The organism is Rhizobium sp. SU303, from assembly GCF_021052345.1.
GTDB classification, from domain to species: Bacteria; Pseudomonadota; Alphaproteobacteria; order Rhizobiales; family Rhizobiaceae; genus Rhizobium; species Rhizobium laguerreae.
Genome location: NZ_CP088099.1, coordinates 74,314 through 86,728, shown reverse-complemented (window position 1 = coordinate 86,728; position 12,415 = coordinate 74,314). Strand labels below are relative to the sequence as shown.

Below are 12,415 nucleotides of genomic sequence, written 5' to 3'. Positions count from 1 at the left end.
CGGATCGATCCAAGCCGGGTCAGCCGACGGAGCAAGCTGGATTTCATAGAGGGGACTTCCCCGCCACCGTTCCGAGGTCTCGCACCAGCCGCCGAACTTGGTCGCCCACTCAGACACGGTCTGGAACGAGACATCGACACCACGCTCGGCAAGCAGATTGTCGACATAATGCAGGCTCAGCGGAAACGGAAAGTGTAGTCACACCCACATGCCAGATGATCTCGGCGGGAAAGCGGTGGCGCTTGAAATGCTGGGCAATGGGTTGGTCGAATCGATACGGTCGACCTCCCATTTACCATCTCGATCAGCATCAATAGTAAGGCGATGCTGCCCAAAATTGCCGAATTCAGAAAAAAATGTCGATTCCGCATTTGGCGGGAGCAATTCAGCCACGCCCATCAGGTTTTTCTAAAGTTTTCAATGCACGCATGTCGCCATGGTTGCAGAAAGAATAACTCGCGGCAAGCGAGATATTAATACTGCCACATTTTGGGCGACTCCAAATTCACCAAATATTTCAAAACGTAACTTTGGATCGATTCGGATATTGTGGCAGCAATAAGGCTATGCTTCTCAAGCACTTACTGTTGCGTTGCTGTTGCGCCCTCAAAAATGTCACCCTATAACCTGCCGCCGTAACGCTGGATTAACCACAAATATTAACGGGCGGGGGTTGAGGAACAAGACCATGACAACATATTACGTAGCGACAACTGGCAGCAGCGGCGGTAACGGCAGTACCTCCTCTCCATTCCGCACGATCAGCGAGGCGATGTCGGCGAACCTTAGACCCGGCGACGAGGTCGTGGTGAAGGCGGGGACCTACAACGAAGCTATTAACATCGACAAGGACGGCTCGGCGGCAGCCGACATCACGCTGCGCTCGGAAGTGCCCGGCGGGGCGCTGATCCGGCCGCCCGCCGGCTCGTGGAACGCTATCAGTGTCAACGCCAACTACGTGACAATCGACGGCTTTGACATCGGCGGCGCCAAAGGCGACGGCATCGAAGCGAACAATGTCCACCACGTCCAGATCCTCAACAACAAGGTCCACGGCAGCGGCGAGTCCGGCATCCAGTTCAACCAGTCGGACTTCATCAGAATCGAAGGCAACGAGACCTACAACAACGCGTCGTCTGGCTGGTTCTCGGGCATCTCGATCTACCAGAACCGGAACATCACCGGCGATACCTCGACCGACGGCTACCGGACGATCGTGCGGGACAACATCTCGCACGATAACGTCACCAAGTCGGGTGAGCACACCGACGGCAACGGCATCATCATCGACGATTTCCAGAGCACGCAGACGAGCGGTCATCCGAACTACACGTTCAAGACCCTGGTCGACAATAACCTCGTCTACGAGAACGGCGGCAAAGGCATCCAGGTTACCTGGAGCGACTCCGTCACGGTGAAAAACAACACCGCATACCACAACAATCAGGACCCGGCGAACAGCGGCACCTGGCGCGGTGAGCTCAGCAACTCGGCGTCGAGCAACAACATCTGGGCCAACAACATCGCCGTAGCGGACCCATCGGTGAACAAGAACAACACTGCGATCGATAACACGTCGACCGACAGCTACACCAACAGCAACGTCGTCTGGGCCAACAACATCACCTACAACGGCACGGCCGGCCAGGCATCGGTCAAGACCGACGGCGGCAACGCGATGCCGAGCGCGGCGAATGGCAACAAGCTCGGCATCGACCCGAAATTCTCGGGGGCAGCGAGCGACAACTTCCACCTTGGCTCCGGCTCGGCGGCAATCGACAGCGGAACCGCCAAATACGGCGTCGGGTCGGTCGATCTGGACGGCCACGCGCGCGTCGTTGGAACTGTCGACATGGGTGCCTACGAATCCGGCTCCAGCTCGACACCGGGAACGCCAACCACGCCGACGCAACCGGGGACGCCAACCGCCCCGACGCAACCAGAAACGCCAACCACGCCAACCACGCCAACGCAACCGGAAACGCCGACCACGCCGACCACGCCGACGAAGGTATTCACCGGCACCAACGGCAATGACATCCTGCCACACACCGGTCAGTCCAACGGCGGCAACGAAACCTTCAAGGGTCTCGGCGGTAGTGACGTGTTGAAGGGCGGCGCCGGCGCGGACCTGCTCGACGGCGGTTATGGCAACGACACCGCCAGCTATGCAGGCTCCGGCGCGGTCAACGTCAACCTGGCGACCAAGGCCGCATCAGGCGGGCAAGCCGCCGGTGACAAGATCGTCGGCATCGAAAATTTGACTGGCTCCAGCTACAGCGACGTGCTGACCGGCGGCAATGGCGGCAGCAACGTTCTCAATGGCGGGGCTGGGGCGGACAAGCTGGATGGCGGCGCCGGCGGGGACGTCATCATCGGTGGTGCCGGAAAAGACATCATGACCGGTGGCGTCAGCACCGGTGGCGTCAGCGCGGATACGTTTGTCTTCAAAGCACCGACGGAAGCCGGGTCTGGCTCGAACCGCGACGTCATCACCGACTTCCAGCATGGCGTCGATAAGATCGACATCGCGGCGATAGATGCGAATGGTTCTGGGCTGGGCAATGGAACCTTCCATTTCCAGGCGCAGGAGAATGCCTTGTTCGACCATAAGGCTGGCGCGCTCGCCTGGCACTATGACGACCAGGCTGGATCCGCGAACGACGCTACCGTTATCCAGGGCGACCTGAACGGCGACGGCGTTCATGATTTCGAGGTTCAGCTGAAGGGCCTCGTCCACGTGGGCGCAGGCGATTTTCTCCTGTAACTATTACTCGTTGCGGCGGTCGTCCGATCGCCGCAACAATCGTGCTGGGCGAGTTTCCTCATCTCGATCCAGCGGTAATAGCGCCGCTTCACCGAGCGATAATCGCCAAGCCGCTCGGGCAGATCTCGCCGGTGCGGAACATCGCTCGTCGCGTCGCCCTTTTTGTTACTCGGGCGGCGCGACTACGCTTTCGGTGTCCGCCCCAACCTTCTGAAGATCCTGTAAACTGCCAAATTCTCCCGAAGGCATGATCTCCGGATGTATTCGGAAGCTCTTGTCGTTCAAATTGCCGGTGTAGCGGTTATGCGCGAACTGCACGTATCCAGGCCCATGGTCAGGAGCGTAGACATAGGCTGCAAGCCCGTTGCTACTGTCGATCGACACGATATTGCTCTCGATACGGTTGGGACGTGCCCATGGCGGACGCCAACCCCTGCCCGTACCGTCATCAACGCGAAAAGCCGCGCCCGATCCATGCGTGATGACGTTTCCCGTCACCAAGTTGCTCCAGCCGCCGTTGATGCCGATCGCCGATATATTGTCCGAGAGTATATTTCCTTCGATGCGCACACCACTGGCCTTGCCATCCGTGTAGATCGCCCAACTGATGGGCGTCGGCCATTCATTGATATTTTCATATCCGAAAGGCCAAAACGTCCCATCGGCCCTGTTCATAAGTTGACCTGTCCCGGTGACCAGATTGTAGCGGATGCTGCTGTTCAGGAGGTCTGCCTGCTCGCCCATCAGCTTGATGGCGCCGCCATCTGCCGTCTGCTGATTGGCATTGCGGATCTCGTTATGTTCGATGACGGCGTCGTGGACTGCGTCTTGTGCTCCCCACAGTGAGCCACCGGCGATACCGAACTGCGCAGTATTCTCGACCAGGTTATGAGCGATCCTGATATTGTCGGCCGCCTGGAACCATATACCCGCGGTTTCAAAGTAGACCCTTCCGATGTCGTGAATATGGTTCGACAGGATTCTGGCACCGTCGGATTTGCCGAAGCTGCCATAGGTCGTCCCAACGTAAATCCCGTTGCCAGCCACATCTCCAATCACGTTGCCGGCTATCAAGACATCTTTGCTCTCGGAAACATGAATGCCGACGCCGACATTGTCGATGGAGTTGCCGAGCAGCCGGACGCCGTCCGAGTGATCGAGCCGTATGGCCCCAAAGCTTCTGGTGTCTGTACCGAACTTGCCGCTGCCCCGCGGATCTCCATCCCGAAACTGGAGCCCCGATACAACCATCCCGTCGGCTCCATCCAACCTGAAGAAGGTCGGCAGGATGCCGGCCACAGCCGTAGAACTTGTTGGTAGCCCATCGGTCGGGATATAATCGAGTTGACCCTTGGTGCGGTCATACCACCACTCCCCGGTCGCATCGAGCAGCGCTGCCGCCCCGGTCAAAAAATAGCGGCTGCCTTCTGCGGTGAAGAAATAGCCGGTGCCTTGGGTATTTATCGCCCGGTTCGCGGTGTCGATTGAAACCACTGGGAGGGTATCACTGCCCCACTGGCTACCGGGGTGAAAACCGCCGACGATGTGGGCGACAAGGCCTGCTGCATTTTTTGAGATCGGAAGATCGCCGGCATGGAAGCAAAAGCGCGTGTTACCATGCCATAAGTCGTCGTCCTGCGTGCACTTAGCCGCGAAAAGCCACCCTTTGCGCGGATCTCCATCGATTGGAGCGTTGGGAAAGCGAGCCTGCGTCTGGCGCGCGCCGCCGACGAAAAGATCGCCCACATCCCGGCCCGCAGGCAGCTTCAGTGACGCCTTCCAGGGACCATCGGCCTGCGCCGTCCAATTGCGCACAATCGGGCCGCCGTGCAGAACCGGCGCCTCGTTGCATCTCGCCGCGATGATCAGGCCCGCATCGCGAGCATCGAAGACTATCGGTTCAGCAAGATAGTAATCCCCATTGCCTATTGCGATCGTATTCTGGCCGCCCTTCTGGCGCGCAGCATCCCGCGCTCTTTCAATACTGGCAAAAGGACCGTCTGTACGCCGAGAATTTGCTTTAGCAAGGTGCCCGCTCCAGGTGTCTTTGCCATCGGGAGAGACATAGAATACTGCCCGGGCCGCGGATGCTCCGGTCAATATGTTGCTCAGTGAAGTCCCCTTCAGCTTGTCCGACAAGGTCGCCGGCGAAGCTTCCGCGCAGGTTGCCTCCCTGACCGCCGTCTGCAGCCTGTCGGGCGCATCTGCGTCCGGGCGCACCGGCGCCAGCTTGCTCGGCTGCGGAAAGAGCATCGCAAGCAAAATGCTCAAGATCGGTGCGAAGCGCAGCCTCATGAGATTTGCAGCTCCGCCGTTCTGCTGCGGGCCGGTGCTCGCAGTTGCCGACCGGGAGCCGTCGAAACAACAACAGGCTTGTACAGAGAGAACATGATGATGGCCGTTGTGAACAGAATGAAGATCGCGTCATTCTGGATCAGGAAGATTGTCTCGGTCAGGTTCATCACCAAAATCACAACCGTGAAGACGTTCAACCAGAGCCAGCCATAACGCGGGTCCTCGCATTGGAGGGCCGCGCCTTGGCGGAGTGCCTGCAAAAGCATCAGAGCGAACAAAGTCATTCCGCTTGCTCCAAAGCTCAGCAGCGTATCGCGGAATCCATTATGCGCGTGGGGAGCCATCCATTGGATCTTTGACCAGATAATCCAGGCTTCGGGATTCGCCTCTGTCCAAAACGCTTGGTAGCCGAAGCCGAGCAGCAGATGATCGGCGATCTGACCATCGACCAGCTCCCACAAGGGCACTCGGCCCGTCAGAGTGGCATCCTTGCCAAGCGCCTCAAGGAATGGGACCAGGAACTCGTGAAGCAAAAGTAGGATCCCGGCGAAGATTTGAACGAAAAACAGGATGAAGACAATGCGACCGACGCCACGGATTCGCTGCAACATGGAGTAGAAGCCGATCAGGCAATATGCCGATACCGTCGCAATTGTCGCGGTCATCGATCCGGAAAGGAACAGACAAGCCCCGCCCGCCATCAGCAAGATCAAAGCTGCTCGCCGCAAGCCTGGATTGCCGTCCATTACGACGGCGGTCGACACCAGTATCATCATGCCGGCGTACCAACCAAGGCTGTTCTTGTGGATGAATATGCCGCGCACCGCGCTGTCCGTGGGCATGCGAGCGAGCCCCGGTGACACTAGAAGAAGCAACAGGCTAAGGACGATACATGTTCCGAAGGTGGCAAATGCGATGAGAAGCAACTGCCTCGGTGTAAAGCGTATGGCCAACACATAAGCCAGAAGTACGGTGAAGAGCAGGCCGATGGCACGCCTGAAAGTCGTCGACGGGCCAACCGACCAGAAGACAGACACGAAGGGTATGGCGACCATCAGGGGGACAAACCAATTTCGCTTCAGCGCTATGATGAATTGCGGAGAATTTCGTGCCAGCATCAGCAATGTAAACCCGTATACCGGTAAACAGAGCAGACGCAGTATAGACCTGGCATGATCGCTCAGGCCTCCGTCGGCATCCGCCAGCATGAGCGGGAAAAGCGCGCCTGTCTGAAGAAAAAGGCATAGGCCGGCGCCCCAGCACTCTATTGCCCGCCAACTGACAGTCGGCCCATTCGCTGTTCTAAGCGTATACGCTCTCATTACCCGTCCCGATTTGCTTGGACAGATGAGAGGCTGTTGATCGCGGCAATTTGGAAAGACATGGGTCCCCTTTCATAGCTGCGCTGCTTACCAACGAACAATCATCCCGCCATATCCCCGGTCAACCAACGCAAACGAAGGCGGGGCTAAGCCTAACGTCCATACCCACCACCCAAGGACGTTGTTTGGATTAAGCTTACGGTCTACCCCTCCCCCAAAAGTTGGTGCTGGGGCCTACGACATTGCCCATAAGAGGAGATGTCACCCGTGACCAATCACCGGTAGCTTGACGATGAAAGCATACCGCGAAGCACGTCGCGCCGAGCCGCAGTTTCCGGTGAAGTGAGGCAATAATTCTGGCGCAGCCGGCTGTTGGCAGGTGACGCTTAGAAGGGTTGGGATTGCAATGGTTCTGCGTCATGGTCCTGGTTTTGTACGTTATATAAAGGGAGCGCCACGCGTTGCGGCGTTGACCCTACCGGCTCAAGGCGAAATCCTGATCGAGCAGAACTCCTTCCATCAATTCGCGCTGCCAAACGCGCGAGCGTTCGCAACTCTGGCGCACCGACGTGTCGCCCAGCGACGCGCTTGAGGGGTGTCATGGAGCGGCCGACATTCAGCGTCCTTATCAACAACTACAACTACGGTCGCTTCGTCGAACGAGCGATTGACAGCGCCTTGAGCCAAGAGGCGTCCAATGTTGAGATAATCGTCGTCGACGACGGCTCGAGCGATCAGTCGCGCTCTGTTCTCGACGGCTATGACAAGCGGGTGACGGTGCTTTTCCAGGAGAACCAGGGACAGGCCGCCGCCATAAATGCTGCTGTGAAGTTAAGCAGTGGCGACATCCTCTGTTTTCTCGACGCCGATGACTGGTGGGCGCCAGGTAAGCTGTCGGCAACAGCCGCTGCTTTCCACTCCAATCCTCAGGCATCGCTTGTTTATCACCGACTTCAGCCAACGCAGACCGATGGTTCACCAGCCTTCAAGCCAATCCCTCGGACCCTGTGTTCAGGAAATTTGTCGCCACGGCTCGCCAGATCGGCTGGTTGGTGGCCCTTCCCGATGACATCAGCTATCGCTGTAAGGCGTAGCGCGTGGGCTGCTGCAGGGGATATTCCCGAGCAGTTCCGCATGTCTGCAGATGCCTGGCTCACAGGCATCTACCCATTTCTGGGGGGCGTTGTCGCCTTGTCGGATCCACTCGGGTTCTATCGGATTCACAACAACAATTGGTATCGGCCAGTCGATGACGCCGCCATGCTGCGAAGGCGGATGGCCCATTGGCAGGCTACCGTTGAAGCGACGAACCGGTTTCTTTCTGCGCACGATCTGGGGGGAAGGCTGCGTCTGACCGATCACTATCCGTACCGGGTGGCCTCAGCCAGGCTGCAGGGCGCCGATACACGCACCCGGTTCAGACTTGCTGTGGAAGGGCTCTTTTTCGCCGGAGAACCAAACTTGCTGAGGCGGACGCGTGATGCATTGCGCACAGCCTGCGACCTGCCTCGACTTGGTCAGGATGTCGGCGTGTCGGAGTCAGCGGGATGAAGGCGCTGCTGCTGGTTTCCGAATTGGAAGACTACACCATCTCCTTCGCTAGCGGCGTTGCGCGACATGCGCACGTCGTCCTAGCGGTTCCGCGCCGGCGCTACGCACACCTTGCTCCATGGATCGATCCGGCTGTCGATCTGCACCTGATGGACTGGCCAAGGCACCGCTCGCTCTCCAATCCCTGGTTCCTGCACCAACTCACACGTCTTATCCGGCAGGAGCGGCCGAACGTCATTCACCTTCTGAGCAACTCGACGCTCTGGTTGAACTTTGCCGCGCCGTTCTGGCGCCCGATCCCGATCGTGACCACCGTCCATGACGTGGAAGTGCATCCCGGCGATTCCGACACCCGCACGCTGCCCGCCTGGGCTCCCCAATTGATGGTGCGGCAATCGGGTCATGTCGTCGTCCATGGCGAAGGGCTGAAACGAATGGTCCTCGAGCGATATTCAAAATCGCCTGATTGTGTCCATGTCCTGTCGCATCCCGCCATTCATCGCTACGCGGAACTCGCTCGGCGGCACAAGATGGCGCGGCGCGGCGCAGATGGAACTTTGCGCGTTCTGCTTTTCGGACGGATTTTTGCTTACAAGGGATTGGAGCATCTGATCCGTGCCGAGGCGATGCTCAAGGACCTGCTCCCCAATCTCCGCATCACGGTCGCTGGCCGCGGCGATGATCCGCGGATCTTCCAGCCGCTGATGGGGGACGCCACCCGCTATGATATTCGCAACCGCTTTATCGAGGATATGGAGGTCGCCCAGCTCTTTCTGGATGCCGATATCGTTGTCCTTCCCTATACGGAAGCCTCTCAAAGCGGCGTCCTCAATCTTGCCGCGGCATTTGGCAAACCGGTTATCGTGACTGATGTCGGCGAATTGCGAGCCACCGTTCTGCCAAACGGACTGGGAATGGTGGTTCCACCGGGAGATGTGGAGCAGCTCGCGCGGGCCATCTGGACATTGGCGAAAAATAACGAACTCAGAAGCAATTTCGGAACCAGCGCGCTTGCATGGGCTACAGGTCCGAATTCGCCTGAACAGGTCGGAGCACAAGCTGCGGCCGTTTATCGTAAGGTGGTCGGGGCATGCTAATGAACGCGCTCACGGACGGGAATCGGGTAGCGACGCGGAACGCAGCAGCAACTGTCCGCCACTACGTCCCGGGCGGTTGCGAAAACGGTGGCGGAATTGGCAGGCTGGTCGGCTATATATCGAACACCGCGAAGGAGGCCGGCGAAACACATCTCGTCACCGACACCAGAGGGCCTCGGTGGTCCTCCGTTGCGTCGCCTGTGCGTCTGCTCGGCGCCGTCTTGATGATGGCGAAGGACCGTATAATTGCTCCTGCACGCATTCACCACATTCATGTCGCGGGTCGCGGCAGCACCGCAAGAAAACTGATCCTGACCGAGGCTGCCCGTCTCCTCGGATGCTCTCACATATTGCACCTGCACGACTACGACTACGCGAGCGACTTTGCCGCACGCCCGCCACGTCAACAAATGCTTGTACGCCGGATGTTCCAACATGCCGACCAGGTCGTGGCACTGGGCCAGCGCGACCGCATGACGCTCACGACGCTTCTCGGCGTGGAAGAGCGCCGCGCAGTCGTCATCCGCAATTGTGTTCCCGACCCCGGGCCGCGCAATGTTCATGTCGGCGAGATGCCGTTGATCATATTTCTCGGCCGGCTGAGCGAACGCAAAGGCGTTCAGGAGCTTCTGCTTGCCTTAAGTCATCCGATCATGAAGGAGCTCCGGTGGCGAGCCGTGCTGGCAGGCGACGGACCTGTGGAAGACTACCGGCGCCAGGCTGCCGCTATGGGACTTTCAGATCTGGTGAAAATGCCGGGCTGGCTTGGCGCCGACGAGGCGCAAGCCTTGTGTACACGGGCAGATATCCTGGTCTTGCCTTCGCATGCCGAGGGCTTGGCAATGGCTGTGGTCGAAGGGCTTGCCCATGGGCTCGCCGTCGTCACCACGCGCGTCGGCGCGCACGGCGAAGTCATCTCCGACGGTGAAACCGGCGTCTTCGTACCTGTCGGAGACAAGGATGCCCTGGCTGCGGCGCTGGCCAAGCTCGTCACCGACCCGGAAGTCCGCAACTATCTGTCGGCCAAGGCCCGCGCTCATTATCTCAACAATTTCAGTATGAAGGCTTACATGCGATCGCTGGACAAACTCTACGACGCGATCTCCGCGCAACCTCAAACGACGGCGGGTGAACGATGACTATTTCGACTGTGCCGCCAGACCGCAACACCTCGCTCTCGTCGATGCGCTACGATCCCCGGCTTCAGGTAGAGACTCGTTCGGACGACCTTGATCTGACTTCAGGCCTGCGCCTTATCCGGCGACGGATGGCCATGATAATGGCCATCGTCATGCTCCTTATGGCGGTTGCCGCCACCGTGATTTCTGGATTGAAGCCGACTTATCATGCCGAGTCCCGGCTGATCATCCACACGCCTCTGGCGACAAAGCTCGGCACCGACGAGTCCGGCCGCAACGATCCGCTGGACGCCACATCTGAGACCGAACGGCTTCTTTCCAGGAGCATCGCAGAGCGGGTAATCCGCGACCTACGGCTCAATGAATGGCCGGAATTCAATCCGGCGCTGCAAGAAATCTCGCCTATCGACAAGATCCGATCAATGCTGCGCGGTTGGGTCGATAGTGAAAAACCGTCCTTGCCGATACGGGACAGCATCGAGCCGATAATCCCGAAATACTACAAGGCCCTCCGCGTTTGGCGCGATGGCCAGGGTGACGTCATTCAGATCGGTTTCGATGCGAGCGACCCCGAACTGGCCGCCTCGGTCCCGAACCGGCTCATCAGCATCTACCTCGAAGAGCGGAAGGACAGTCTGCGCGGTCGAGTGGACGCAGCAGAAGAATGGCTTCTGCTGCGCATCGATGAACAGATGGGGCGCGCCAAGGCAGCACGCGATGCCGCCGACGTGTACCAGAAAGCTACCGACGTTGCCTCAAATGACGACGATCAGGTTGAACAGATCAAGTCGATAGTGGAGCTGGGCGAGCGGCGGACAAAAATTGAACAAAGCCGCGCTGAAGCGAGAGCAACGATATCCGCACTCGAAGCGGCCGATGACCCCTCGCTCGTTCTGCAGAATATGGTCATTCCCGACAGCATTGTTGCAATGCAACGCGAGCTTCGTGCGCAGGAGCAAGATCTCGAGCGCCTTCTTGAGACATATGGCAACACCGCCGAAGCCGTGGTCGACGCGCGCGCCAAGATCCTTAAATCTCGCACCGATCTCAGCCTTGCAACCGATCGATATCTCCAATCGATACACGCCAAGCTTGCGGCGCTCGATCATGAGGACGACGCAATCCGGTCGGCATTGGCGGCCGCTCATGAGAAACGCACTCGCTCTGCCCTGGCGCAAACCGAGTTGGCCCGACTCCAGCACATGGCTGACAGAGAGCAAACGGCGCTGGACAAGCTCGAGGAGCAGCGCCGTGGCCTGGCTGCGCAAGCCATGTTGCCGGGCGCGGAACTGGAAGTCTTGTCACCGGCCGCGGTGCCGCTGGCGCCGCAGGGACGCGGGCGGCTTTTCTATTTGATCGGCGCCCTTTTGGCTTCGATATCGATCGCGGTGACGGCCGCTTTCGTGGTCGAGATGTTGGACAACTCAGTCCGCAGCTTCGACCAGATGGCCGGAATGTCGCGCATCGTACCCGCCGGATTCATCCCGCACCTGAAACGGAAAGACCGGAGAGATCCGTCGATGCTCTTCGGGAGCATCCAAGACGGGATGTTTGACGAAGCAATTCGCTCCGTCATGACTTCGCTCAAACAATCCAATGGCGGAAAGTTGCCCAACAGTATCGTTGTGACGTCGGCTCACAGCGGAGAGGGTAAGTCGCTTGTCGCCAGATCCCTGGCAATCGATCTCGCCGCCAACGGGATTCCGGTGCTGCTTGTCGATGGCGACCTCAGACTCGGAAATCTCGACTCGTTTTTCAAATCGGAGCTGAAGGAGGGGTTGAACGAATTCCTGTGTGGACAGGCCGGAATGCGGGACATCGTCCATCACCATCCAAGCGGCATCGACTTCATCCCGGCTGGCAATGCCAGTCTCCATCGGCGCGTTCGTTTGGCTGATGCGGCGGACATCGTCGCGATGGCCGCCTCACTCGGCCAAATCGTCATCTTCGACAGCGCGCCGGTGCTCGCCTCGGCTGATACGATGCATCTGACAGCGTTAGCAGAACGAACGCTGGTGGTCGTAAAATGGGGAAAGACGAGCCGTCGCGCCGTAGAGTTTTGCCTACATCAGCTGAAGACCGCGCGCAACGCAGAGATTGCCGTTGCCATAAACAACGTCAATCCGAAACAACACGCCATGTACAACTTCAGCGATTCAGAACTGTTTGTGAGCTCCCTGAGGAAGTACCACGAGTTCACATGAACTCGAACAGCAGTCCGCCTGATTCCGAAATAAGTTACGG

At 58.7% G+C, this 12,415-nt stretch carries 7 protein-coding genes and 1 pseudogene; 5 read left to right on the top strand and 3 right to left on the bottom strand.

The window, feature by feature from the left end:
• Nucleotides 1-90: 90 nt before the first annotated feature.
• Nucleotides 91-292 (bottom strand): annotated as a pseudogene (locus RlegSU303_RS33440) (IS6 family transposase); the annotation flags it as partial.
• 396 nt (nucleotides 293-688) lie between these two features.
• Between RlegSU303_RS33440 and RlegSU303_RS33435 the strand changes: the two are divergent.
• Nucleotides 689-2,767: a choice-of-anchor Q domain-containing protein gene (locus RlegSU303_RS33435; RefSeq protein WP_131709902.1), complete on the top strand. Its 2,079-nt coding sequence runs from the start codon at nucleotides 689-691 to the stop codon at nucleotides 2,765-2,767.
• 165 nt (nucleotides 2,768-2,932) lie between these two features.
• On the opposite strand, the gene RlegSU303_RS33430 is transcribed toward RlegSU303_RS33435, so the two are convergent.
• The gene (locus tag RlegSU303_RS33430) at nucleotides 2,933-5,062 is read right to left on the bottom strand and encodes a right-handed parallel beta-helix repeat-containing protein (protein WP_131643553.1); all 2,130 of its coding nucleotides are present in this window, start codon (nucleotides 5,060-5,062) and stop codon (nucleotides 2,933-2,935) included.
• Nucleotides 5,059-6,384: an O-antigen ligase family protein gene (locus RlegSU303_RS33425; RefSeq protein WP_131621609.1), complete on the bottom strand. Its 1,326-nt coding sequence runs from the start codon at nucleotides 6,382-6,384 to the stop codon at nucleotides 5,059-5,061. The genes RlegSU303_RS33430 and RlegSU303_RS33425 overlap by 4 nt, the downstream gene beginning before the upstream one ends.
• A gap of 600 nt (nucleotides 6,385-6,984) precedes the next feature.
• Between RlegSU303_RS33425 and RlegSU303_RS33420 the strand changes: the two genes are divergently transcribed.
• From RlegSU303_RS33420 to RlegSU303_RS33405, 4 genes are read left to right on the top strand one after another with little or no spacing between them, the layout of a single operon-like run.
• Nucleotides 6,985-7,935, top strand: coding sequence for a glycosyltransferase family 2 protein (locus RlegSU303_RS33420; protein WP_131643555.1), 951 nt, complete (start codon nucleotides 6,985-6,987; stop codon nucleotides 7,933-7,935).
• Nucleotides 7,932-9,032 (top strand): glycosyltransferase family 4 protein, encoded by a 1,101-nt coding sequence (locus RlegSU303_RS33415; protein WP_131643556.1) that lies wholly within the window; start codon nucleotides 7,932-7,934, stop codon nucleotides 9,030-9,032. The genes RlegSU303_RS33420 and RlegSU303_RS33415 overlap by 4 nt, the downstream gene beginning before the upstream one ends.
• Nucleotides 9,026-10,171: a glycosyltransferase family 4 protein gene (locus RlegSU303_RS33410; RefSeq protein WP_131719409.1), complete on the top strand. Its 1,146-nt coding sequence runs from the start codon at nucleotides 9,026-9,028 to the stop codon at nucleotides 10,169-10,171. Before RlegSU303_RS33415 ends, RlegSU303_RS33410 begins: the two co-directional genes overlap by 7 nt.
• Nucleotides 10,168-12,375 carry a GumC family protein gene (locus RlegSU303_RS33405; RefSeq protein WP_094088916.1) on the top strand — a complete coding sequence of 736 codons (2,208 nt, stop codon included), beginning with the start codon at nucleotides 10,168-10,170 and terminating at the stop codon, nucleotides 12,373-12,375. Before RlegSU303_RS33410 ends, RlegSU303_RS33405 begins: the two co-directional genes overlap by 4 nt.
• Nucleotides 12,376-12,415: the final 40 nt, after the last annotated feature.